Genomic DNA, 23,240 nt, shown 5'->3' with positions numbered 1-23,240 from the left:
CCGGAGCGCGATCAGCGAACCCGTCCCCCTCGGAACTCCCCTCGCTCCGAACGTTTTCGCCGATCGCCGCCCCGACGCGGTTGGGGCAGACAACCATCTCGAACCCCTCACCGAAATGGCTTTGCCAACGACGATCACGCTAATAGTCCGAGAGAGTGCCTCGATACGGGGAAAACCCTCGCTTTTTCGGGGCGGACCCTGCGTTTAAAGAACGAGACGCACCAGGGCGGCGGTTCTGGCCAGTCCGGGGAACGCCGCAGCGGTGGACCGCGGATGCAGCGCGTGAACGGCCAGTCGGAACATCAGCGCACGTAGAAGCATCTGCGACCACTCCGGCAGCGAACCCCAGCGTTCCACCAGACCGTCGTCGGCGTCGCCCCACGCGAGCGCGTCGACCACCACGACCCCCGCGGCCCAGGAGGCCGGCCGCCAGTAGGGGGTGAGGTCGGTGATCCCCGGCGCGGCGGTACCCGCGAACAGGACGGTGCCGTACAGGTCGCCGTGCACCAACTGACTGGGGCTGCGCGTCGGCTTGCGAAGTGCGGCCAGCTGATTGAGCAGGTCGATGGAGCGGGCGCCGTCCGCCGACCCCGGTGCGACGAGCGCGCCGGGCGGCAGCGCGTGCAGCGGCCGCTCCTCCCACGCCGCCCGGTCGGCTGCGACGAACACGTCGACCTCCGACCACGGCACGCTGGGCGGCTGGGTGAGGAACCGCGGCCGCTCGAGCTTGGCCGTCGCCTCGTGCAGGCGGACCGCCGCGGACACCACCTCGTCGTGCCGCGGTTCGGGCGTACCGGTGACGAACGTGTCTGCGCGCCAGCCGGCTACGACGTACCTGCCGTCGGTGGAGCGGACGGGGCGAGCGAGCCGGACGCCGTCGACGAACAGCGTCTCGCGCACCTTGGCGGACCACGCGGCACGCGCGTGGTCGGCCACCATGGAGACGACGACTTCGCCGCAACGCCAGCCGCCCTCCCAGCTCGATCCGAGGGGAACGGGCCGAAGCCCGGTGAGGCCGAACGCCACCAGAACATGGTCGGGCGGGCGGTCGGCACTCACAGGGGTCAGCCTAAGGCCCGGCCCGGCTGACGAGCCGTCAGTACATGATCATGTCGGGTTCGAGTTGCTTCGCCCAGGCGACGATGCCGCCCTGCAGGTGCAGCGCGTCGGCGAAACCGGCCTTCTTGACGGCGGCCAGCGCCTCGGCCGAGCGCACGCCCGTCTTGCAGTACAGCACCGGCGTCCGGTCCTGCGGCAGCCTCGCCAACCCGTCCCCCGCCTCGAGCGCCGACTTGGGGATCAGCTCGGCGCCGTCGATGCGGTTGATGTCCCACTCGACCTGCTCGCGCACGTCGATGAGCGCGACCTTGCGTCCCGCGTCCAGCATGTCGCGCAGCTCGCGGGGAGTCACCGTCGAATCGGCTGCTGCAGCGGCGGCGTCGTCGGACACCACTCCGCAGAACAACTCGTAGTCGATCAGCTCGGTGATCTTCTCCCGAGCCGGATCCTTGCGGATCTTGATGGTGCGATACGTCATGTCGAGGGCGTCGTAGACCATGAGCCGTCCGAGCAGCGGATCACCGATGCCGGTGATCAGCTTGATGGCCTCGGTACCCATGACCGACGCGATCGAGGCGCACAGGATGCCGAGCACACCACCCTCCGCGCACGACGGCACCATGCCGGGGGGCGGCGGTTCCGGGTACAGGTCGCGGTAGTTCAATCCCAGACCGTCGGGCGCATCCTCCCAGAACACCGACACCTGGCCCTCGAAGCGGTAGATCGAGCCCCAGACGTACGGCTTGCCCGCCAGTACGGCGGCGTCGTTCACCAGATAGCGCGTCGCGAAGTTGTCGGTGCCGTCGAGGATCAGGTCGTACTGCTCGAACAGGTCGACGGCGTTCTCCGGCTCGAGCCGCACCTCGTGCAGCACGACGTTCACCAGCGGGTTGATCTCCAGAATCGAATCCCGCGCGCTCTGCGCCTTGGAGCGGCCGATATCCGACTGGCCGTGAATGATCTGGCGCTGCAGATTCGACTCGTCCACGACGTCGAACTCGACGACTCCGATGGTTCCCACTCCCGCGGCGGCGAGGTACAGCAGCGTCGGCGAGCCCAGCCCGCCGGCACCGATGACGAGCACCTTCGCGTTCTTGAGCCGCTTCTGCCCGTCCAGGCCGAGGTCCGGAATGATCAGATGGCGGCTGTAGCGTGCGACCTCTTCACGCGTGAGCTCTGCGGCCGGTTCGACCAGCGGCGGTAACGGCGACACCTGTTCGCTCCTCGACTAGTGGGCTGTAGCAGCCGTGATCAATCAGACCAGGCACAGTCATTCAACGGCAATCCCGCGGTTTACCTTCCCGGCGGGGGGCGGCTTCACACCGGTCAGGCGATCGGGTACGGCCACGGGTTGAAACGACACGTCTTCCCGTCGGGCTGCACCGACTCCGGATCGAAGCGGGCGTCGTCGTTGTTGTTGGTCGAGAAGGTCTGCTGCATCATGATCGGCGCGAGCGCGCCCTCCTCCGCGCACGGTTCGTGCTGCTGATAGCCGATCGCGTGCCCGACCTCGTGGTTGATCAGGTACTGGCGATACGACCCGACGTCGCCCTGGAACGGCACCGCGCCGCGCACCCAGCGTGCTTCGTTGATGAACACCCGCGGCTGGTCCGTCATGTACGCGGGGTTGTAACAGGACGTCTCGATCGGAATGTCGTAGCCGCAGCCTTCGCGGATGGTCATCGGCGAGGTCAGGGACACCCGGAAGTCCGGGGTCGCCTGCGGGTCGTCGACGCGGGTGAAGGCGAACTGGGTGTTGTGCGTCCAACTCTTCGGATTCGAGAGCGTTTCGGACACCATCCGGGCGAACGCCTCGTCGCCGCCGAACGGCGCGGTGTCGATACCGTCCTCGACCTCGACGGTGTAGGTGAAGTTCTTCAACGAGCCCTGCCCCACCTGCGGCGACGACCCCGGCACGATGTGCCACGTCTTAGCGCCCGCCTCGGTGAACGGCCCGCCGTCGGGCAGGATGCCCGCGGGCAGGTTGGCGTCGAACTGCGTCATGCCCTTCGGCGGGGCGCCGACGATCGCCGTGCTCGCCGCCTGGATGGTCGGCGGCCCCTGGATGGGCCCCTCGGCGTCGACGGTGTCCGTCGCTCCGGTACCGGTGATGGTCTGGTAGATCACGACGCCGGTGATCACGGCGAGGATCGGCAGGGCGTACGCGCGCCAGCCGTAGGTGGACACGAAGCGACCGAGCCACGACTGCTTGCGCACCTGCTGGTGCTCGTCGCGGTTGGCGCGCATCCGGCCCTGCTCGCCTGCGAGCGGGTCGCGCTGCGCACGCAGCGGTTCGCGGTACTCGTTGCGCAGCACCGGTACCCGCCCACCGCCTCTGTATTCCGCGTCGCTGCGCTCGCCCCTTCGACGTCCGGGGTCGTAGGTCACCGCACCAGAATGGCACAGGGCGACGCGCGGGCGCTGCTCCGGCGCGCCACCCGACACAACCCCCGGTCGCTCCGCTCCTGCCCGCCGACACAACCCCCGGTCGCTCCGCTCCTGCCCGCCGACACAACCCCCGGTCGCTCCGCTCCTGCCCGCCGCCGCCAGCAGCGGGTAGTAGTGTCGGTCCGATGAGCGAGCTGGCCAATACCGCCGAGAGGAGAGGTGGAAAGTCGTCGAGCAGCGACGCATCCCCCGGTGGTAACAGGCGCGGCAACAGGTTGCCCCGCGACGAGCGACGCGGCCAACTGCTGATCGCGGCCAGCGAGGTGTTCGTCGACCGCGGCTACCACGCGGCCGGCATGGACGAGATCGCCGACCGCGCCGGCGTCAGCAAGCCGGTGCTCTACCAACACTTCTCGAGCAAGCTCGAGCTCTATCTCGCGGTGCTGGCGCGGCACGTCGACAACCTGGTCTCCGGGGTCCGCTCGGCACTGCGGACGACGACCGACAACCGGCAGCGCCTCACCGCCGCCGTGGCGGCGTTCTTCGACTTCATCGAGCACGACGGCCAGGGTTACCGGCTGATCTTCGAGAACGACTACGTGACCGAACCCCAGGTGTCGGCTCAGGTGAAAGTCGCCACCGAAGCCTGCACCGACGCCGTGTTCGACCTGATCAGCAGCGATTCGGGCCTCGAGGCGCACCGCGCCAGGATGATCGCGGTCGGCCTGGTGTCGATCAGCGTCGACTGCGCCAGATACTGGCTGGACAGCGACCGCCCCATCACGAAGGCAGACGCCGTCGCCGGCACCGTCCAGTTCGCGTGGGGCGGCCTGTCACACGTACCGCTCACCCGGTCTTAACGGACTCCGCACCAACGGCTCCGACACCGAAGCCGACCCTGCGGCTGTCCGCGGCGCCGATCTCGACGTAGGCGATGCGTGCCGTCTGCACCAGGAACCGCCTGCTCTTGTCGTCGGTGAGGGCGAGGACACCGGAGTCGCCCTTCAGCGCGTCGGTGATCAGCTCCTCGACCTCGGCGGGTGACTGCGTGCTGTTGAAAGCCAGCTCGCGGGGACTGTCGACGATGCCGATCTTGACCTCCACACCGGGCCCTTTCATTTCGAGTTGTCGTACGGATGAAGGCTAGTTGACGCGCACTCGATGGGATGGGGTGGGCGCTACGCCAGAAGCCGAATCGCGCGGCATGCAAGTGTGTCCGGACCGTGATCAAAAGCGCAGCGCGTCAACCTCACCCGTCACTCCAGTCTCGATAGCATCAGCTCACCAACAGTCCTACCAACCTCTGGAAAGACGATGAACAGGCCTTACCCGACGTACTCCACCAACCCGCGTCGCACCGACGGGTACCGCAGCCACGCCACCGAAGTCATCGAGGACTACGACGCCTACGCCGACGACCAGTCCAACGACTATCTCGACGACGACGTCTACTCGTACGTCGAGCCGATGGACCGGCGCTGGATCTGGGTCGCGGGAGTCGCCGGGGCGATCCTGCTCGTCGCCGTGATCTGCACCGTTGTGATCCTCGGCGGCGGAGACAGCGGATCCGTGACCGCCACGGTCGTACCGCCGGCGCCCACCACGTCGGCGCCCGCGGCGACGACGTCCGCGCCGCCGGCCCCGTCGACCTCGGCGGCGCCGCCGTCGGCACCGCTGCCCGCGGAGACCGTCACCACCGTGTCGCCGTCTCCGACCGCCGAGGTCACCCCGACGGTCGCTCCGCCTCCCGAAGCGGCCCCGGTGTCACCGCGCACCGTCACCTACCGCGTGACCGGCACCCGCCAGCTGTTCGACCTCGTCACGGTCATCTACACGGACAATCAGGGCGCGCTGCAGACCGACGTCAACGTCGCGCTGCCGTGGACCAAGCAGATCGTGCTGGATCCCGGCGTCGAACTGAAGTCGGTGACGGCCACCAGCGTGACCGGTCAGCTGAACTGCTCGATCGCCAACGCCTCGGGTGTTCTGGTCGCCGCGCAGAACAACAACACGCTGATCACCACCTGCACCCAGTAGCGCCGAAAGTCGGTGCCGGCTAAGCCAATCCGAGCTCGCGAATGCGCGTGCTGTGGGTGGTCTGGAGCCGCTCGAAGAAGTCGGTGAGCTGGGTCAGCCCACCACCGCCGGACAGCACCAGATCGACCAGGTCGTCGCGATCGGCCAGCACGAACTGCGCCTGCGTGATCGCCTCACCCAGGAGCCTGCGCGACCACAGCGCCAAGCGGTGCCGCTGCCTGTCGCTCGCGGTCACCGCCGCCTTCACCTCGGCGACCACGAACTGCGAGTGGCCGGTCTCCGAGAGCACCGCGCGCACGACGTCGGCAGCCTCGTCGGGCAGCGCGTCGGCGATCTCCAGATAGAAGTCCGCGGCGAGCGCGTCACCGATGTAGGTCTTCACCAGCGCCTCGAGCCAGGTGCTGGGGGTGGTGAGCCGGTGGTAGTTCTCCAGCGCCGAGGCGAACTTCGTCATCGCGGGGACGACGTCGACACCCCGCTTCTCCAGGGCATCGCGGAGGATCTCGTAGTGGTTGATCTCCGCGGCGGCCATGCTGGCCATGTTGATCCGGCCCGCCAGGTTGGGCGCCATCCGCGCCTCGTCGGTGAGCCGGTAGAACGCCGCGACCTCGCCATACGCCAGCAACGCGAACAACTCGACGACGCCGGGATGTTCGGCTGCCACCTCCGCTGTCGCGGTCCGGCCGGCCTGCTCGGGAGTCGAGGACATGCGGTCGACTTTAGACCGCCCCCGCCGCCATGCCCGCTCCGGAACCACGACCAGCTACAATGGTCATCGGTAGCGACCATTCCGTCGCCTCCGAGAAATGTGCGTGCACGTGTCGGCCCGCTATCTGGACTGTTCTGTAGCCGGGGCCCTCTCGCTTCTCTTTCCTCGTGCGCGCGTGACGACAGCGCCTTTAGAGCCACGAGTAGAACTCGACGAGACGCAGACACCGGAAGGTTCATCGACCACGCATGACTGACATCACCACAGATCCCAACACCACTTTCGCCGACCTCGGCGTCCGCGACGAGATCGTCAAGGCGCTCTCCGAGAACGGCATCGAGCACCCGTTCGCCATCCAGGAGTTGACCCTGCCGCTGGCGCTCGCCGGTGACGACCTGATCGGTCAGGCCCGTACCGGCATGGGCAAGACCTTCGCCTTCGGCGTGCCCCTGCTGCACCGCATCACCACGGACCAGACCCGCCCGCTGAACGGCATTCCCCGCGCCCTCATCGTGGTGCCCACCCGTGAGCTGTGTCTGCAGGTGTACGGCGATCTCGCCGCCGCCTCGAAGTACCTGAAGGCGGGCGAGGAGGGCGAGCGCAAGTTCGTCGTCACCTCGATCTACGGCGGGCGCCCCTACGAACCGCAGATCGAAGCACTGCAGAAGGGCGTCGACCTGGTGGTCGGCACGCCCGGCCGACTGCTCGACCTCGCTCAGCAGGGCCATCTTCAGCTCGGCGGGCTCTCGGGACTGGTCCTCGACGAGGCCGACGAGATGCTCGACCTGGGCTTCCTGCCCGATATCGAGCGCATCCTCAAGCAGATCCCCACCGAGCGGCAGGCCATGCTGTTCTCGGCGACCATGCCCGGCCCGATCATCACGCTGGCGCGTACCTTCATGAACCAGCCGACGCACATCCGCGCCGAGGCCCCCATGTCGTCGCAGACGCACGACACCACCAAGCAGCACGCCTACCGCGCGCACGCGCTGGACAAGGTCGAGATGGTCGCCCGCATCCTGCAGGCCAACGGGCGCGGCGCGACGATGATCTTCACCCGCACCAAGCGCACCGCGCAGAAGGTCGCCGACGAACTGGCCGAACGCGGGTTCAAGGTCGGCGCCGTGCACGGCGATCTCGGCCAGGGTGCTCGCGAGAAGGCGCTCAAGGCGTTCCGCACCGGTGAGGTCGACGTGCTCGTGGCCACCGACGTGGCAGCCCGCGGCATCGACATCGACGACATCACGCACGTCATCAACTACCAGATCCCCGAGGACGAGCAGGCCTACGTGCACCGCATCGGCCGCACCGGGCGCGCGGGCAAGACCGGCATCGCCGTCACGCTGGTCGACTGGGATGAGCTGCCTCGCTGGACGATGATCGACAAGGCGCTCGGACTCGACACCCCCGACCCCGTCGAGACCTACTCGAGTTCGGACCACCTTTACGAGGAGTTGGACATCCCCGCCGGCGTGACGGGAACCATCGGCAGGCCCACGCGCACCGCCGACAAGCCGAAGCGCGAACCCCGCGACCGCGGTGACCGCGGTGACCGCGGTGAGCGCGGTGACGGTGGTGAACGCGGTGAGTCCGAGCGGCCCGCCCGGACCCGCTCCCGGCGCCGCACCCGCGGTGGCGAGGCCGCGACCGGTCACGTCGAGGGCGTCGAGTCGACCGACGCGGCAGCGCCGACGTCGGAGGCCGGCGACGCGCCGAGCCCCGCCAGGAAGCGGCGTCGCCGCCGTCGCCCCAACGCCGCGTCGAGCAACGCCGGCTAGCGAGCAGATGGTCGCACCGGAACGCCGCACCAGGGCAGACCTGGTCGCGGCACTGGCCATCGTCGTCGTGGTCGCCGTGGCAGCCGCGCTGCTGTGGTGGACCAGCGACGCGAGGGCGACGATCAGCCGCCCGGCGGCCGAACCGGTACCGGGGCTGAGCGTCGCCCGTGAGGTGCCCACCACGCTGCGGGAACTGTGGTCCGCGCCCAGCCCGAAAACCGACCGGCCGGTCGTGGCGGGCGGCAGCATCGTCACCGGCGACGGCAAACAGGTCGACGGTCGCGACGCCACCAGTGGCGACGTGCTGTGGAGCTACGCACGCGACAGGGACCTGTGCGGCGTCACCTACGTCTACTACGACGCGGTGGCCGTCTACCCCGACGATCGCGGCTGCGGTCAGGTCACGACGCTGAGCGGCAAGGACGGCAAGCGGGGCGCGACCCGCTCCTCCTACTCCGATCCCGAGGTCCGGCTCTCATCGGACGGCACGACCGTCCTGTCCTACGGCGACAGCCGTCTCGAGCAGTGGCGCTCCGACATGGTGCGGATGCTCAGCTGGGGCGCTCTCGACGCACGGATCAAGCCGAAGGTGCCCGCGCAGCCGATCTGCCGCCTGGTGTCGGCCGCCGGGAGCGGGTCGCAGGTGGCGGTCATCGAGTCGTGCCCGCAGGCGTCCGAGCCCCGGCTGACGCTGCTGCGCGCCGACAAGGAGGAGGACGAGCCGCTGACCAAGTCGGTGCCCCTCACCGGTGTGCCGGACGACGACAGCGCTCGGGTGATAGCCGTGTCCGGCACCACCGCCGCGGTCTACGTGCCGACGCCCAAGCCGACGGTCAACGTCATCGACGAGGACGGGAAGACGATCGCGAGCACGCTGATCCCGAAACCGCCCTCCCCCAACGCCGTTGCGTCGGGGAACGACGACGTCGTCACGTGGTGGACCGGCGACAGCGTCATGGTGTTCGACACCAACGGGCTGAAGTACAAGTACACCGTCAGCCCCGTCGGCGGGCAGGCCCCCGTCGGTCCCGCCACCGTCATGGTGGGCAAGCTGCTGGTGCCCGTCACCACCGGTTACGACGTGTTCGACGCCGAAAGCGGCGCCCCGGACCGGCACATCGACGTCGCACGACCGCCGTCGCAGGAGGCCGTGGTCCCCGCGATCGCGGGCAGCACCGTGCTCGAGCAGCGAGGCGACACCCTGGTCGCCCTCGGCTAGACCTCCGGCGTGAAGGTCGGCAGGTCCTTACCCGTCTTCCAGTGCTTGAGAAGCGCCTTCGCGAACTCGCGATACGCGAGGGCGCCCTTGTTCTTCCGGCCCGCCAGCACGGAGGAACCGGACGCGCTGGCCTCGGCGAACCGCACCGTGCGCGGGATCGGCGGCGCGAGCACGGCCAGCCCGTAACGATCGGCCACGTCGAAGATCACGTCCCTGCTGTGCGTGGTCCGCGAGTCGTAGAGCGTCGGGAGCGTGCCCAGCAGCACCAGATCGGAGTTCGTGATCTGCTGCACGTCGGTGACCGTGCGCAGAAACTGCCCGACACCGCGGTGCGCGAGCGTCTCGCACTGCAGCGGCACGACGACCTCGTCCGCGGCGGTCAACCCGTTGAGCGTCAGCACGCCCAGCGACGGCGGGCAGTCGATGATCACCACGTCGAAGCCGTCCGACACCTTGGCCAGCGCCCGTTTCAGCGCGTACTCGCGACCGGCGCGCATCAGCAGCATCGCCTCGGCGCCCGCGAGGTCGATGTTGGCGGGCAGCAGCGTCATGCCTTCGGGGGTGGTCACCAGCGCGGCGTCCGGTTCGACGTCGCCGAGCAGCACCTCGTGGATCGACACCGGCAGCTTGTCGGGGTCGTGGCCCAACGAGAACGTCAACGACCCCTGAGGATCGAGGTCGACGAGCAGTACCCGCATGCCGTTCTCCGCCATGGCCGCACCCACCGAGGCCACGGTCGTCGTCTTGGCGACCCCACCTTTTTGGTTGGCGACCGCAAGTACCCGAGTCACGCGTTCATCCTGGCACGTCCGGAGTCGTGCACCGGGGATGGTGGGGCAGAATCGCGGAGGTGAGTATCCAGAAGCACCGGCTGCTGCTGCTTCGACACGGCGAGACCGAATGGTCGAAGTCCGGCCAGCACACCAGTCGCACGGAGCTCGACCTCACCGATGAGGGCCGCGAGCAGGCCACGCTGGCCGCGGAGGCGATCGCGGACCTGCAGCCGCGCAATCCGCTGGTGGTCAGCAGCCCGCGGCGCCGCGCCCTGATCACCGCCGAACTGGCGGGTCTCACGGTCGACGAGGTGTCCCCGCTGCTGGCCGAGTGGGATTACGGCGACTACGAGGGCACGACCACCGACGACATTCGCAAGGCCGTGCCCGACTGGCTGGTCTGGACCCACGGCTGCCCCGGCGGTGAGGCGGTGGCCCAGGTCAGCGCGCGGGCCGACGAGGCGATCGCCTTGGCGTTGGCCCACATGGAGTCCCGCGACGTGGTGTTCGTCGGACACGGCCACTTCTCCCGGTCCGTGTTGACGCGGTGGATCGAGCAGCCGCTGTACGAGGGCATCCGATTCTCGATGGCTGCGGCGTCGATCGGCGTCTGCGGGTTCGAGCACGGTGTCCGCCAGATCACCGCGCTCGGCCTGTCCGGGCACGTGAACCCGTGCCTGCCCCGGTGATGTCGGAGCCGTCGTTCCTGCTCACCGGCCCCGACGGCGTCGTCATCGCCGAAGGCGTGCACACCGCCTACCCCGGCCTCGAAGACGCGCGCGCCGCCCTGAGCGCCGGCGAGACCCCGATCATCCTGGGCGCGTTGCCTTTCGACGTCGCGGCACCGACCGCCCTGTTCCGACCCGACACCGTGCGGTTCACCGACGCGCTGCCCGAGGAGACCCGGCGGCCGCAGCCCACCGTCCGAATCGCCGGGATGTCGCCAACGCCGGACGAGCACCGGGACCGCGTCGCGACGGCGGTGCGGGCACTCAACGATCCCGCGACCGGATTGCACAAGGTGGTGCTCGCCCGCGCACTGCGACTGCTCGGCGACGGTCCCATCGACGTCGCCGGTGTCATCGCCCGGTTGGCCGAAGATGCCCACGCCAGTACGTATTTCGCCGATCTGAGCCCGGCGGGCGGCGAGCACACCGGCACGGCGCTGGTGGGTGCCAGCCCCGAATTGCTGGTGGCGCGGCGAGGCGACGTCGTCACCTGCCGTCCGTTCGCAGGGTCGGCGCCCCGCGCCGCCGACCCCGACTCAGACCGCGCCAACGGGGCCGCACTGGCCGCGTCGGCCAAGAACCTGCACGAGCACCAACTGGTCGTCGACGAGATGCGAACGGCACTCGAACTGCTGTGCACCGACGTGGTGATCGCACCGCAGCCCGAGCTCAGCAGTACGGCGACGGTGTGGCATCTGAGCACGCCCATCAGCGGACGGGTTCGCGAATCCTCAACCACCGCACTCGATCTCGCGGTTGCGCTGCACCCCACCCCGGCCGTCGGCGGGGTGCCGAAACGCGCGGCCACCGAACTCATCGCCGCGCTCGAGGGTGGCGATCGCGGCTTCTACGCGGGCGCGATCGGCTGGTGCGACGCCGCGGGCGACGGCACCTGGGTGGTGTCGATCCGGTGCGCCGTGCTGGCAGCGGACCGGGGCTCGGCCGTCGCGCGGGCGGGCGGCGGTATCGTCGCCGAATCCGACCCGGACGACGAGGTGGCCGAGACCACCACGAAGTTCCGGGCCATTCTGAACGCGCTGGAGGTGCAGTGACCGTCACCATAAGGCCGGTCCGTCCGGGTGACGAGGCCGACCTGGTCGACATGATCCGCGAACTGGCCGACTTCGAGAACGCCGCCGAGGAGTGCACGGTCACCGAAGCGCAGCTCACCGCAGCGCTTTTCGCAACCCCGCCGACCGCGTGGGCTCACATCGCCGAAGTCGACGGCGCGCCCGCCGCCTGCGCGCTCTGGTACCGCACGTTCTCGACGTGGGACGGCGTCGCGGGCATCTACCTCGAGGACCTGTTCGTGCGCCCGGACTTCCGCAGGCTGGGGCTGGCCAGGGCCCTGCTCGCCACGCTGGCGCGCGAGTGCGTCGACGCGGGCTACACGCGACTGCAGTGGGCGGTACTGGACTGGAACTCGAACGCGATCGCGCTCTACGACGCCGTCGGGGGCAAGCCGCAGAGCGAGTGGATCACCTACCGGGTGTCCGGACCGGAGTTGTCGGAACTCGCGTCGTCCACCCCGTACTGAGCCACCCACTCGAGCGTCGACCGACTGAACAGCAGCGCCAGCGCGATGACCGCGACCACCGCGACGGGCACCCCGTAGCCCCACTGCCCGGACCCGATGGTCATGTAATACGCGACCGGTAGCAGCAGCAGGTTCGCGAATACCGCGATCCCGCGGCCCCAGCGGCGGCCGGTCCACAGCGCCCAGCCCGCGGCCAGCACGGCCGAGCCCATGATCACGAACCACGCCGCCGTTCCGTAGCCGCTGAGCCACACCGGGTCCGTGGTCCCGAAGAGGTGGCGTACGACGAGCACGACGGCCACGACCAGCAGCGCGGCGCCCTCACTCGCGACGACCACACCCGCCTGTCGCACGGCGGCCGGAGAGGGAACGATCACGGGAACCGAGCGTAGCGGTGCCGGCGACACGCTTTAGGCTGGCATCCCGTGCGCGCCGTGCTGATCGTCAACCCCAATGCGACGTCCACCACCCCTGCCGGCCGCGATCTGCTGGCCCACGCGCTGGAGAGCCGCGTCGAACTGTCGGTGGTGCACACCGATCACCGCGGCCACGCCATCGAGATCGGTCGGGACGCGACGCGCGACGGTATCGACGTCGTCATCGTCCACGGCGGCGACGGCACGGTGAACGAGGTCGTGAACGGGATCCTGGGTGACTGCGGCTCCGGGGTACCCGCGGGCCCGGCTCCTGCGGTGGGCATCGTGCCCGGCGGCTCCGCCAACGTCTTCGCACGAGCGCTGGGCATCAGCCCCGATCCGATCGAGGCGACCAACCAGCTCGTCGATCTGCTGGGCGCGTATCGAGCCGGAACGCCCTGGCGCAGAATCGGTTTGATGGACTGCGGCGAGCGCTGGTGCGTCTTCACCGCGGGCCTGGGGGTGGACGGCGACGTGGTGGCCGCCGTCGAGGCGCAGCGCGCGAAGGGACGCAAGGTCACCGCGGGGCGCTATATCCGGGTGGCCATCCGCGAGGTGCTGGCCAGCGCCCGCAAGGCGCCGACCCTGACGCTGCACCTGCCGGACCGGGAGCCGGTCGCCGGGGTGCACTTCGCGTTCGTGTCGAATTCCAGCCCGTGGACGTACGCCAACACCAGGCCCATCTGGACCAACCCCACCACGACCTTCGAAACCGGCATCGGGGTTTTCGCGACCACCAGCATGAACGTGTGGGCGAATCTGGGGCTGGTGCGACAGATGTGGTCCAGGAAGGGGCCCACCGAGGCGCGGCACCTGATTCGCGCCGACGACCTGCCCTGGCTGCGCGTGACGAGCGACACGCCCGTCGCCTGCCAGATCGACGGGGACTACGTCGGGCTGCGCGAAAGTGTGACCTTCACCGCGGTGCCGGACGCGCTGGGCGTGGTGGCACCACCGGCGTAGCCTCCGCAAACTGCCCCCCACCTGTGATTTCGCTATCACTACGATGGATTTAGGGCGTAAGTGGATTCAGTGTAGTACAACCGATTGAGGGGCCCGGGTACCCGGGTCCAACAAGAGGGCACAGTGGGATTGCACACATGTGAACGCGCCGCTATTGACATTTGTTCAGCCTGTGGAAGCATCGGATGCAACAGTGCAGAAACATTCGTGTGCACGCGTTAACAGCCGAAGAAAAGCTCGTGCACTTTGCTGTGCACACAGTGAGGAGTTGTGAACTATGGATTGGCGCCACAAGGCGATCTGTCGTGACGAGGATCCGGAACTGTTCTTCCCCGTGGGAAACAGCGGTCCGGCACTCGCCCAGATCGCCGACGCGAAGCTGGTCTGCAATCGCTGCCCGGTGACCACGGAGTGCCTGAGCTGGGCACTCGACTCCGGCCAGGACGCCGGCGTCTGGGGCGGGATGAGCGAAGACGAGCGTCGCGCACTCAAGCGCCGCAATGCGCGCACCAAGGCACGCACCGGCGTCTAGTACGCACAGAATTTCACCGATCGGCGGCCCCGGAGAATTCCGGGGCCGTCGATTTTTGTGCGCTTAGTCACGCGTGAGCTATTGCGGCAGTCGGGCTTTACGCCCCAGCGGAACGCGCAACACCACGTCCGTGCCGCCGCCCGGTACGTCGTGCATTCCCAGCGAGCCGTCGAGTTCGGCCGCCACCAGAGTGCGCACGATCTGCAGGCCCAGGCGGTCCGACTTCTCCAGGCTGAAATCCGCGGGCAGACCCTTGCCGTCGTCGTGCACCACGACGTCGAGCCAGCGCGCGGACCGCTCGGACCTGATCGTCACGCAGCCCGTGGCGGTGGTCGCGTCGTAGGCGTGTTCGAGGGCGTTCTGTACGAGTTCGGTCACCACCATGATGAGAGCGGTCGCGCGGTCGGCGTCGAGGACCCCCAGGTCACCCTCGCGGACGATGCGGATGGGCGTGTCCACCGAGGCGACGTCGTTCATGATCGGCACGATCCGGTCGACCACCTCGTCGAGGTTCACCTCCTCGTCGACCGACATCGACAGCGCGTCGTGGACCAGCGCGATCGACGACACCCGGCGCACCGACTCGATGAGCGCCTCCCGCCCCTCGGCGTTGTTGGTACGGCGGGCCTGCAACCGCAACAGTGCGGCGACGGTCTGCAGGTTGTTCTTCACCCGGTGGTGGATCTCTCGGATCGTCGCATCCTTGGACAGCAGCGCTCGATCGCGTCGCTTGACCTCGGTGACGTCGCGGATCAGCACCGCGGCACCCGCAGCGGCCCCGTGCACCACCAGCGGCAGCGTGCGCAGCAGCACCGCCGCTCCCCCGGCGTCGACCTCCATGCGCATGCTGGAGCCGCCGGCCAGCGAGTCCCGAACATGGTTGGCGAGCTCCTGCGCCTCGAACGGATCGGAGATCAGCGGCCGGGTGACGGCCACCAGGTTGTGGCCCTCGAGTTCGACGTTGAGGCCCATCCGGTGGTACGCCGAGATGGCGTTGGGGCTGGCGAAGACGACGGCACCCTCGACGTCGAGCCGAATGAACCCGTCACCGACGCGCGGGCTCGAGCGCGACATCGCAAGATCGCCGACGTTCGGGAACGTGCCCTCGGACAGCATGTGCAGCAGGTTGCGCGCACAGTCCAGATAGGCGCGCTCCAGCGGGCTGGCCTTGCGCCGGTCGGCGAGCGCGGTCTGGTGGGTCAACACCGCGACGACGCGATTGCCGTAGCGCACGGGCACCGCTTCGACGTTGAGCCAGCTGCCGTCGTGCGACACCGGGCGTTCCACGTCGCTCTCCCTGCCGATGTGTCCCGACTCGAACGCCGCGGTGACGACGGGCATGACGTCGGCGGCGTTGAGGGTGCCGACGGCGTCGGCGAGCAGCACGGTCGGCGCGGTGTTCGGACGCACCTGCGCCACGCACACCAGCGCGCCCTCGTCTCGGCGCACCCACATCAGGTAGTCGGCGAAGGACAGGTCGGCCAGCAGCTGCCACTCACCCACCACCGCATGCAGGTGATCGACGGCGTTGCCGGGCAGCTCGGTGTGCTCGGCGAGGAGATCACCGAGTGTCGACATGGGGTGTCAGGCTCGCGCGGGTTAGTTGATCACCGCGATGAGATCGCCGGCCTGGATGACGTCGCCGACCGCGACCTTGACCTCGGTGACGGTGCCCGCGACCTCGGCGAGAACGGGGATCTCCATCTTCATCGACTCGAGTAGAACGAGGGTGTCGCCCTCACCGATCTGGTCGCCCTCGCTCACCACGACCTCGAGCACACTGGCCACGATCTCTGCGCGAACATCCTCGGCCATCTTCACTCCACTCATCACTGATCATCACGGCGCGGGTTGACGTCACCTGCACCGCTCATCGAACCACACGACCGGATTTGTCATGCGGTACCAGGGCCGTGAGACACTGGTGAACAAGCTATCGACACAACGGAGGACCATCATGGCCAAGCGTGGCCGCAAGAAGCGTGACCGCAAGCACTCGAAGGCCAACCACGGCAAGCGCCCCAACGCCTGAGTGCTGACGAGAAAACAATCCGCCCGGTTCCTCGAGGAACCGGGCGGTTGTCGTTGATCGGGCCTATCGGCGCTCGGTGACGATGGTCGTGCGGCTGATCTCCACCCGCAACCGGGCGCGCAGGCTGTCGGGCGCCTTCTCGCCGCTGCACTTGGTGGAGATGAGCCGCTTGATCCGGTCCTCGATGCCGTAGTGCTGCAAGCAGGTCGGGCACTCGTCGAGGTGCTGCTTGAGCTTGTCGCGCGTTTCGGCGGTGCACTCACCGTCGAGCAGTGTCCACACCTCGGCGATCACCGACGCGCACTCGGGGTGCTCCGGATCCACCGGGCCAACCGGCGGGCGGAAGTCGTAGCCGTCGGGCCTGCTGAACTCGTTGTCGCTCATGACGAGACCTCCTCGGGCGCGCCTGCCTGCTCACCGCGAATGAACCCGCGATCCTTGGCGACGTCACTCAACAGGTCGCGCAGTTGCTTGCGACCGCGGTGCAGCCGCGACATCACGGTTCCGATCGGCGTGTCCATGATCTCGGCGATCTCCTTGTACGGGAAGCCCTCGACGTCGGCGTAGTACACCGCCATCCGGAACTCCTCGGGAAGTGCTTGCAGCGCCGCCTTGATCTCGGTGTCGGGCAGCGCCTCGAGCGCCTCCACTTCGGCGGACCGCAGACCGGTCGACGTGTGCTCGGCGTTGGCCGCGAGCTGCCAGTCCGTGATCTCCTCGGTGGGATACTCCGCGGGCTGGCGCTGCTTCTTGCGGTAGCTGTTGATGTAGGTGTTCGTCAGGATGCGGTACAGCCACGCCTTGAGGTTCGTGCCCTCGCGGAACGACCGGAAACCCGAGTAGGCCTTCACCATCGTCTCCTGGACGAGGTCCTCGGCATCCGACGGATTGCGGGTCATCCGCAGCGCGCCACCGTAGAGCTGATCGATCAGCGGAATCGCATCGCGTTCGAAACGCGCGGTCAGTTCGGCGTCGGTCTCCGTGCGCTCAGCCGGGGCTTCGGCGGGCGCAACTCCGTCGACGTCGGTCATCTGGCTCGACTCCGTCCGTTCGATTGCGGCTCCGTTGATCACCTCCAGCAACATCACTGGAGTCTCCAAAGTGGCCGTGGGCACTGAGGTCCCCTTCCCGATCCTAGTGGTTGCGGCCGATGCGCCGCCGGGCCATCGCTGACCGCCACGAATAACACCGCAATCCTGCGCGGTTGTTCCCGGCTAGGGTGAGCCGGTGGCCAGGGCAGCGACTCCCGCGATCGCCGCACTGGTAGCGGCGGGCGTGCCGCACGACGTCCTGAAGTACGACCACGACCCGCGGGCCGAGTCGTTCGGCGAGGAGGCCGTCGCCGAGTTGGCAGCGAAGGTGGGGGTCGCACCCGCGCAGATCCTCAAGACGCTGGTCGTCGCGCTGCCGTCGGGTCTCGGCGTCGCCGTGCTGCCCGTTCCTGCCAAACTCTCGCTCAAGGCTGCAGCGGCGGCCCTGAGCGTGCCCAAGGCCGTCATGGCCGAGCGCGCCGCCGCCGAGCGCTCCACCGGCTACGTCGCGGGCGGAATCTCGCCATTGGGCCAGCGCAAGGCCCTGCCGACCGTCGTCGACGCGTCGGCCATGCAGTGGGACCGCGTGCTGTGCAGCGCGGGCAAGCGCGGGCTCGAGATCGCCCTCGCACCGGCCGACCTGGTGCGTCTCGCCAACGCCGTTGTCGGCGACGTACTCGCGTAGTTCTAGGGTGGCCTCATGTCGCTTGCAGGGAAGACCATGTTCATCTCCGGAGCCAGCCGGGGCATCGGGTTGGCCATCGCGAAGAAGGTGGCCGCCGACGGCGCCAACATCGCGTTGATCGCCAAGACCGCCGACCCCCACCCCAAGCTCGAGGGCACCGTCTACACCGCCGCCAAGGAGATCGAGGAGGTCGGCGGGCAGGCCCTGCCGATCGTCGGTGACATCCGCGACGAGGAATCCGTCGCCGCCGCCGTGGCCCAGACCGTCGCTCAGTTCGGCGGCATCGACATCTGCGTCAACAACGCCTCGGCGATCAACCTCGGCTCCATCGAAGAGGTGCCACTCAAGCGCTTCGACCTGATGAACGGCATCCAGGTGCGCGGCACCTACACGGTGACCCAGGCGTGCCTGCCGCACATGAAGGGCCGCGACAATCCCCACGTGCTGACGCTGTCGCCGCCGATCCGATTGGAATCGGAGTGGCTCAAGCCGACGGCGTACATGATGGCGAAGTTCGGAATGACGTTGTGCGCCTTAGGCGTAGCCGAAGAAATGCGGTCGGCGGGCATCGCGTCGAACACGCTGTGGCCGCGCACGCTGGTGGCCACCGCCGCCGTGCAGAACCTGCTGGGCGGCGACGAGGCGATGGCCAGGGCGCGCAAACCCTCGGTGTACGCCGACGCCGCCTACGCGATCCTCACCAAACCGGTCACCTACACCGGGCAGAGCCTGCTGTGCGAGGACGTGCTGCTCGAGTCGGGCGTCACCGATCTGTCGGTCTACGACTGCGTGCCCGGCTCCGACCTGGGCGTCGACCTGTGGGTGGACACCCCCAACCCGCCGGGTTACTCGGCGCCGTGAGCACGCTCTGGGCCTCCGGCCGCTACGAATCCGTCGCCGAGCGCATCGCGGCCATCGCGGTGCAGACCGTCGACGCGGCCGACCGGCGGCGCCCGATCCGCGGCGCCGCGGTGCTCGACCTGGCCACCGGCACCGGCAGCGCCGCCATCGAGGCGGCCGCCCGAGGCGCAATCGTCACCGGCGTCGACCTGACCGCCGAACTGCTCGATCAGGCCGACGTCAAAGCCCGCGCGGCCGGTCACACGCCGACCTGGGTGACCGCCGACGCGTCCGACACCGGTCTGCCCGCGGCGACGTTCGATGCGGTCGTGTCGAACATGGGCATCATCTTCGTCGACCCCGACCGTCAGGCCACCGAGATCGCCAGGCTGCTGAAACCGGCTGGCGTACTTGCCTTCTCATCGTGGGTACGCGACGAACACAACCCGCTCTTCGATCCGATCGTCGCAGTGCTCGGAGCACCGCCCGCCGGGGGCTTCTCGCCCGACCAGTGGGGCGACGCGGACGTCTGCGGGCAGCGGCTGGCCGCCGACTTCACCGACATCGATATTCAGCGCGGGCGGTTCACCTGGGAGTACCCGTCATTGGACGCGGCGCTGCGCTTCCTCACCGACGAGTCGCCGATGCACGTTGCCGTCTTCGCTCAGGTCGAGAGCGCACAGCGGAACCGGTTGGTCGAGGCGTTCCGCGACGCGCTGACGCCGCACGCCGGTGCCTGCGGGGTCAGCTTCGACACCCCGTACGTCGTGGTGACCGCCCAGCGGCGCTAGCCGGCGGCGACCGGCTCGATGAGTTCGGGCCCGTTGTTGCGCACGCTGTTCACCAGCTTCGCCACCTCGCGGATCTCGATGCGGTCCAGGTCGCCGTGCCCCTTCAGCAGGCCCTCGTCGATCGGGGCGTCGGGGTCCAGCCAGCGATCCCAGTCCGCCTCGCTGATGGTCAGCGGCATGCGGTCGTGGATGTCCGACAGCGGGCCCGCGGAGTCGGTGGTGATGATCGTGCAACTCAGCAGCGGCGCAGCGTCTTTCGGACCATCCTTCGGTCGCCACGTCGACCACAGCCCGCCCATGAACAGTTGTTCGCCATCCCCCGCGTACATGTAGAAGGGCGTCTTGTTCCCCTTCTCGCCCTTCCACTCGTACCAGCCGTCCATCGGCACCAGGCACCGCTTTCCCTTCGCCGACGTGCGGAACGCGTTCGACGTCGTCACGGTCTCGGCGCGGGCGTTGATCAGCAACGGCCCCTTCCTGGTATCCGGCCCACCGTCCTCACCGGTCTTCACCCACGGCGGCACCAACCCCCACCGCATCAGCCGGACCCGTCGCGTCGACTCGTCGTCGGGCTCGCTGTGCCGTTTGACCACCGTGGTGATCGTGGTCGTCGGCGCCACGTTGTAGTTCGCGCCGGGGGTTCCCCTGTCACCCCCACCGGGGTCTGCCGGCGTCGCCTCGTCGATGGCCTTGATCTTCTCGGCCAGCAGGGCCGGGTCCGTCGTCACCGCGAATCGCCCACACATGTATCCCATGGTTCCAGACGCGGGCGACAAGGCAGGATGGTCTGCGTGCAGAACTGGCCAGCGCCCCGCGCCGACGCTCCGGTCCGCGCCACCGTCGCGGTGCCCGGTTCGAAGTCCCAGACCAACCGGGCCCTGGTGCTCGCGGCGCTGGCCGCACCTCAGGGCACCTCGACGGTCGACGGCGCACTGCGCAGCCGTGACACCGATCTGATGATCGGCGCGCTGCGCACCCTGGGGTTGACGATCGACGGCGACGGCACCGACCTGTGCGTCGGCGGCTCGGTCGCACCGGCCCCCGCCGCCACCGTCGACTGCGGGCTCGCGGGAACCGTGCTGCGCTTCGTTCCGCCGATCGCCGCGCTGGGCTCGGAAACCGTCACGTTCGACGGTGACGAGCAGGCCCGCGCCCGGCCCATCGCGCCCCTGCTGGAGGCGGCGCGCTCGCTGGGCGTCGACATCGACGGCGATGCGCTCCCGTTCAGGGTCCGCGGCACCGGCGGCGTCGCGGGCGGGCGCGTCGACATCGACGCGTCGGCGTCCTCGCAGTTCGTCTCGGGCCTGTTGCTGTCGGGCGCCACGTTCACCGACGGTCTCACGGTCGTGCACACCGGCGCCGCGGTGCCGTCGGCGCCGCACGTCGAGATGACCGTCACCATGCTGCGGCAGGCCGGCGTCACCGTCGACGACTCCGAGCCGAACCGGTGGCGCGTCGAGCCGGGCCCGGTCGCCGCACGCCACTGGGCCATCGAACCCGACCTGTCCAATGCCGTACCGTTCCTCGCCGCCGCCATCGTCACCGGCGGGCGGGTGGTGATCGCCGGATGGCCGAGGGTCAGCGTGCAGCCGTCCGGCACGATCGTGCAACTGCTCACCAGCATCGGAGCCGTTGTGCGAGAAACGGATTCGGGCCTCGAGGTCAGTGGACCCGACAGCTATCCAGGATTTGAGGTGGACCTCAACGAGGTCGGCGAGCTGGCACCAGCGGTGGCCGCGCTGGCCGCGATGGCCGCGGACGGCTCGGTGTCCCGGCTCACCGGCATCGCACACCTGCGCGGCCACGAGACCGATCGGCTCGCCGCGCTGAGCGCCGAGATCAACGGTCTCGGCGGCCGGTGTGAGGAGATCTCCGACGGACTGGTGATCACTGCCGGGCCGCTGCACGCGGGCCTGTGGCACTCCTACGCCGACCATCGGATGGCGACCGCGGGCGCCATCGTCGGGTTGCGCGCCGAAGGAGTGGACGTCGAGGACATCGCGACGACGAGCAAGACCCTGCCGGACTTTCCCGGCATGTGGGCGGACATGCTCGCCGGAGAGGTACCCGAAAAGCCTTGAGCCCCCGCGAGTACGACGAATCCGATGTCCGGGTGCGCCCCGGCAGGGGTTCGCGGCCGCGAACCAAGACGCGACCCGACCACTCCGACGCCGAATCGGCGATGGTGGTGACCGTCGACCGCGGCAGATGGGGGTGCGCACTCGGCGGCGATCCCCATCGGGTGGTCACTGCGATGCGGGCGCGCGAACTCGGGCGCACCTCGGTGGTCGTGGGCGACGACGTCGACGTCGTCGGCGATCTGTCCGGCCGGCCCGACACCCTGGCGCGCATCGTAAGACGCGGGTCGCGACGAACGGCGTTGCGCCGCACGGCTGACGACACCGACCCCACCGAGCGGGTGGTCGTCGCCAACGCCGACCAGCTGCTGATGGTCGTCGCGCTCGCCGACCCGCCGCCGCGGACCGGCTTCGTCGAGCGGTCCCTGGTCGCGGCGTACGCGGGCGGGCTCGCGCCGATCCTGTGCCTGACGAAGTCGGATCTGGCACCGGCCGCGCCCTTCGCCGCGCAGTTCGCCGGCCTCGACCTGACCGTCGTGACGACGAGCCGCGACGGCGGCATCGACGACGTCGATGAGCTGCTCGAGGGGAAGTCCACGGTGCTGGTCGGCCACTCCGGCGTCGGCAAGTCGACGTTGGTGAACCGGTTGGTGCCCAACGCCGATCGCGCCGTCGGCGTGGTGTCCGGCGTCGGCAAGGGCAGGCACACGTCGACGCAGTCGGTGGCCCTCCCGCTGACCGGTTCCGGATGGGCCATCGACACCCCCGGCATCCGCTCGTTCGGGCTGGCGCACGTGACCGCCGACGACGTCATCCATGCGTTCTCCGACCTGGCCGCCGCCATCGAGAACTGCCCCCGCGGCTGCGGGCATCTGGGGCCGCCCGCCGACCCGGAGTGCGCGCTCGACGAGATGACCGGCGCCGCGGCCGGTCGCGTCGCCGCGGCCCGCCGACTGCTGATCGCACTGAAGAGCGGCTGAATGACCTATCTGGACACGACGCGCGCCGGCTACGACGCCACGGCGAGCGAGTACGCGGCGCGGTTCCACCGTCACCTCGACGACAAGCCGATCGAGTTGGCGATGCTGTCGGCGTTCGCGGGGCTCGTCCGAAAGACGGGGCGCGGTGACGTCCTCGACGTCGGCTGCGGCACCGGTGCGACGACGGCGATCCTGCGCGACCGCGGGCTGATGACCACGGGAATCGACCTGTCCCCCAACATGATCGCCGAAGCACGCCGACTGAACCCGGATCTGCGGTTCGACGTGGGCACCATGACGGCTCTGGAAGCGGACGACGGCTCCGTGGGCGGCCTGTGCGCCTGGTATTCGACGATCCACGTCCCCGATGCCGACCTGCCGACGGTGTTCGCCGAGTTCGCACGGGTCCTCGCGCCGGACGGCGTGCTCCTGTTGGCGTTCCAGGTCGGCGACGTCCCGCGCAGGCTCACCGAGGCGTTCGGCGTGCGGGTCGACCTGGAGTTCCACCGCCGACGGCCCGACGCGGTCGCCGCGATGCTCACCGATGCCGGTCTGGTTCCCTACGCGGAGACGGTGCGGGAACCCGACGGCGGCACCGTCGATTCCACCCCGCAGGCGTTCCTGATCGCGGTGAAGAGCGGCTAGTGGGCAGCTCACAGTTTGT

The 23,240-nt window shown here is 69.0% G+C and carries 28 protein-coding genes; 16 read left to right on the top strand and 12 right to left on the bottom strand.

From position 1 onward, the window contains the following. Positions 1-204: 204 nt before the first annotated feature. From NM203_RS17020 to NM203_RS17010, 3 genes are all read right to left on the bottom strand, one after another. Positions 205-1,059 (bottom strand): TIGR02569 family protein, encoded by an 855-nt coding sequence (locus tag NM203_RS17020; protein ID WP_255061190.1) that lies wholly within the window; start codon positions 1,057-1,059, stop codon positions 205-207. A 37-nt stretch (positions 1,060-1,096) separates the two neighbouring features. Further along, on the bottom strand, positions 1,097-2,272 hold the full coding sequence (moeZ, locus tag NM203_RS17015) for an adenylyltransferase/sulfurtransferase MoeZ (protein WP_255061189.1): 1,176 nt from the start codon (positions 2,270-2,272) through the stop codon (positions 1,097-1,099). Positions 2,273-2,385: 113 nt separating this feature from the next. Continuing rightward, positions 2,386-3,447: a DUF3152 domain-containing protein gene (locus tag NM203_RS17010; RefSeq protein ID WP_255061188.1), complete on the bottom strand. Its 1,062-nt coding sequence runs from the start codon at positions 3,445-3,447 to the stop codon at positions 2,386-2,388. Positions 3,448-3,632: 185 nt separating this feature from the next. Here NM203_RS17010 and NM203_RS17005 point away from each other — a divergent pair, with 185 nt between their 5' ends. After that, positions 3,633-4,307, top strand: a complete 675-nt coding sequence (locus NM203_RS17005; protein WP_255061187.1) for an HTH-type transcriptional activator FasR — start codon at positions 3,633-3,635, stop codon at positions 4,305-4,307. Here NM203_RS17005 and NM203_RS17000 read toward each other — a convergent pair. Further along, positions 4,294-4,551, bottom strand: coding sequence for a DUF3107 domain-containing protein (locus NM203_RS17000; protein ID WP_255061186.1), 258 nt, complete (start codon positions 4,549-4,551; stop codon positions 4,294-4,296). The two genes, NM203_RS17005 and NM203_RS17000, sit on opposite strands and share 14 nt — an antisense overlap. A 210-nt stretch (positions 4,552-4,761) precedes the next feature. Between NM203_RS17000 and NM203_RS16995 the strand changes: the two genes are divergently transcribed. Next, a complete protein-coding gene (locus tag NM203_RS16995) occupies positions 4,762-5,484 on the top strand; it encodes an RAD23 family protein (protein ID WP_255061185.1) in 723 nt (240 codons plus the stop codon). A 19-nt stretch (positions 5,485-5,503) separates the two neighbouring features. On the opposite strand, the gene NM203_RS16990 is transcribed toward NM203_RS16995, so the two are convergent. Next, positions 5,504-6,193, bottom strand: coding sequence for a ferritin-like fold-containing protein (locus tag NM203_RS16990; RefSeq protein WP_255061184.1), 690 nt, complete (start codon positions 6,191-6,193; stop codon positions 5,504-5,506). A gap of 248 nt (positions 6,194-6,441) precedes the next feature. On the opposite strand from NM203_RS16990, the gene NM203_RS16985 reads away from it, so the two are divergent. Beyond that, positions 6,442-7,971, top strand: a complete 1,530-nt coding sequence (locus NM203_RS16985) for a DEAD/DEAH box helicase (RefSeq protein ID WP_255061183.1) — start codon at positions 6,442-6,444, stop codon at positions 7,969-7,971. Positions 7,972-7,978: 7 nt separating this feature from the next. Beyond that, positions 7,979-9,190, top strand: a complete 1,212-nt coding sequence (locus NM203_RS16980) for an Rv3212 family protein (protein WP_255061182.1) — start codon at positions 7,979-7,981, stop codon at positions 9,188-9,190. Here NM203_RS16980 and NM203_RS16975 read toward each other — a convergent pair. Further along, positions 9,187-9,981, bottom strand: coding sequence for a ParA family protein (locus NM203_RS16975; RefSeq protein ID WP_255061181.1), 795 nt, complete (start codon positions 9,979-9,981; stop codon positions 9,187-9,189). The genes NM203_RS16980 and NM203_RS16975 overlap by 4 nt on opposite strands. Before the next feature lie 59 nt (positions 9,982-10,040). On the opposite strand from NM203_RS16975, the gene NM203_RS16970 reads away from it, so the two are divergent. The 3 genes from NM203_RS16970 to NM203_RS16960 are packed head-to-tail and all read left to right on the top strand — an operon-like array spanning position 10,041 to position 12,228. Next, complete coding sequence (locus tag NM203_RS16970) at positions 10,041-10,652, top strand: acid phosphatase (protein ID WP_255061180.1); 612 nt, start codon at positions 10,041-10,043, stop codon at positions 10,650-10,652. Beyond that, positions 10,649-11,743, top strand: a complete 1,095-nt coding sequence (locus NM203_RS16965) for an isochorismate synthase (protein ID WP_255061256.1) — start codon at positions 10,649-10,651, stop codon at positions 11,741-11,743. The genes NM203_RS16970 and NM203_RS16965 overlap by 4 nt, the downstream gene beginning before the upstream one ends. Further along, entirely contained in the window at positions 11,740-12,228 is a 489-nt protein-coding gene (locus tag NM203_RS16960) for a GNAT family N-acetyltransferase (RefSeq protein ID WP_255061179.1), read from the top strand. The genes NM203_RS16965 and NM203_RS16960 overlap by 4 nt, the downstream gene beginning before the upstream one ends. Here the strand turns inward: NM203_RS16960 and NM203_RS16955 are convergent. Then, the gene (locus NM203_RS16955) at positions 12,174-12,605 is read right to left on the bottom strand and encodes a hypothetical protein (protein ID WP_255061177.1); all 432 of its coding nucleotides are present in this window, start codon (positions 12,603-12,605) and stop codon (positions 12,174-12,176) included. The genes NM203_RS16960 and NM203_RS16955 overlap by 55 nt on opposite strands. A gap of 48 nt (positions 12,606-12,653) precedes the next feature. Here NM203_RS16955 and NM203_RS16950 point away from each other — a divergent pair, with 48 nt between their 5' ends. Both NM203_RS16950 and whiB1 read left to right on the top strand, forming a co-directional pair. Next, positions 12,654-13,607 carry a diacylglycerol/lipid kinase family protein gene (locus NM203_RS16950; protein ID WP_255061176.1) on the top strand — a complete coding sequence of 318 codons (954 nt, stop codon included), beginning with the start codon at positions 12,654-12,656 and terminating at the stop codon, positions 13,605-13,607. Positions 13,608-13,884: 277 nt separating this feature from the next. After that, entirely contained in the window at positions 13,885-14,139 is a 255-nt protein-coding gene (gene whiB1, locus NM203_RS16945) for a transcriptional regulator WhiB1 (protein WP_255061174.1), read from the top strand. A 78-nt stretch (positions 14,140-14,217) separates the two neighbouring features. Here whiB1 and NM203_RS16940 read toward each other — a convergent pair whose 3' ends face one another. Together NM203_RS16940 and NM203_RS16935 are read right to left on the bottom strand one after the other, a co-directional pair. Beyond that, positions 14,218-15,717: a two-component system sensor histidine kinase PdtaS gene (locus tag NM203_RS16940; RefSeq protein WP_255061173.1), complete on the bottom strand. Its 1,500-nt coding sequence runs from the start codon at positions 15,715-15,717 to the stop codon at positions 14,218-14,220. Between the two features lie 21 nt (positions 15,718-15,738). Further along, positions 15,739-15,954: a biotin/lipoyl-binding carrier protein gene (locus NM203_RS16935; protein ID WP_255061255.1), complete on the bottom strand. Its 216-nt coding sequence runs from the start codon at positions 15,952-15,954 to the stop codon at positions 15,739-15,741. Between the two features lie 142 nt (positions 15,955-16,096). Between NM203_RS16935 and NM203_RS33525 the strand changes: the two genes are divergently transcribed. Beyond that, entirely contained in the window at positions 16,097-16,171 is a 75-nt protein-coding gene (locus tag NM203_RS33525; protein ID WP_011728008.1) for a 50S ribosomal protein bL37, read from the top strand. Positions 16,172-16,234: 63 nt separating this feature from the next. Here the strand turns inward: NM203_RS33525 and rsrA are convergent, their stop codons facing one another. Continuing rightward, positions 16,235-16,555, bottom strand: coding sequence for a mycothiol system anti-sigma-R factor (gene rsrA, locus NM203_RS16925; protein ID WP_255061171.1), 321 nt, complete (start codon positions 16,553-16,555; stop codon positions 16,235-16,237). After that, positions 16,552-17,202, bottom strand: a complete 651-nt coding sequence (locus tag NM203_RS16920; protein WP_255061254.1) for a sigma-70 family RNA polymerase sigma factor — start codon at positions 17,200-17,202, stop codon at positions 16,552-16,554. The genes rsrA and NM203_RS16920 overlap by 4 nt, the downstream gene beginning before the upstream one ends. Before the next feature lie 196 nt (positions 17,203-17,398). Between NM203_RS16920 and NM203_RS16915 the strand changes: the two genes are divergently transcribed. The 3 genes from NM203_RS16915 to NM203_RS16905 are packed head-to-tail and all read left to right on the top strand — an operon-like array spanning position 17,399 to position 19,518. Continuing rightward, positions 17,399-17,887, top strand: coding sequence for a YbaK/EbsC family protein (locus NM203_RS16915; RefSeq protein ID WP_255061170.1), 489 nt, complete (start codon positions 17,399-17,401; stop codon positions 17,885-17,887). 15 nt (positions 17,888-17,902) lie between these two features. Beyond that, positions 17,903-18,748 carry an SDR family oxidoreductase gene (locus NM203_RS16910; protein ID WP_255061168.1) on the top strand — a complete coding sequence of 282 codons (846 nt, stop codon included), beginning with the start codon at positions 17,903-17,905 and terminating at the stop codon, positions 18,746-18,748. After that, a complete protein-coding gene (locus tag NM203_RS16905) occupies positions 18,745-19,518 on the top strand; it encodes a class I SAM-dependent methyltransferase (RefSeq protein ID WP_255061167.1) in 774 nt (257 codons plus the stop codon). Before NM203_RS16910 ends, NM203_RS16905 begins: the two co-directional genes overlap by 4 nt. Here the strand turns inward: NM203_RS16905 and NM203_RS16900 are convergent. Further along, positions 19,515-20,264, bottom strand: a complete 750-nt coding sequence (locus tag NM203_RS16900) for an SOS response-associated peptidase (protein ID WP_255061166.1) — start codon at positions 20,262-20,264, stop codon at positions 19,515-19,517. The genes NM203_RS16905 and NM203_RS16900 overlap by 4 nt on opposite strands. A 36-nt stretch (positions 20,265-20,300) precedes the next feature. Between NM203_RS16900 and aroA the strand changes: the two genes are divergently transcribed. The 3 genes from aroA to NM203_RS16885 are packed head-to-tail and all read left to right on the top strand — an operon-like array spanning position 20,301 to position 23,221. Then, positions 20,301-21,599, top strand: a complete 1,299-nt coding sequence (gene aroA, locus NM203_RS16895; protein ID WP_255061165.1) for a 3-phosphoshikimate 1-carboxyvinyltransferase — start codon at positions 20,301-20,303, stop codon at positions 21,597-21,599. Continuing rightward, positions 21,596-22,576, top strand: a complete 981-nt coding sequence (gene rsgA, locus NM203_RS16890; RefSeq protein ID WP_255061164.1) for a ribosome small subunit-dependent GTPase A — start codon at positions 21,596-21,598, stop codon at positions 22,574-22,576. Before aroA ends, rsgA begins: the two co-directional genes overlap by 4 nt. Next, positions 22,577-23,221, top strand: coding sequence for a class I SAM-dependent DNA methyltransferase (locus NM203_RS16885; RefSeq protein ID WP_255061163.1), 645 nt, complete (start codon positions 22,577-22,579; stop codon positions 23,219-23,221). It begins immediately after the preceding gene. The last annotated feature ends 19 nt before the right edge of the window (positions 23,222-23,240 follow it).

The sequence above is a fragment of the Mycolicibacterium arenosum genome (assembly GCF_024320865.1).
Classification (GTDB): Bacteria; Actinomycetota; Actinomycetes; order Mycobacteriales; family Mycobacteriaceae; genus Mycobacterium; species Mycobacterium arenosum.
The sequence above is the reverse complement of the archived record's forward strand: the minus strand, read 5'-3'. Positions and strand labels throughout refer to the sequence as shown.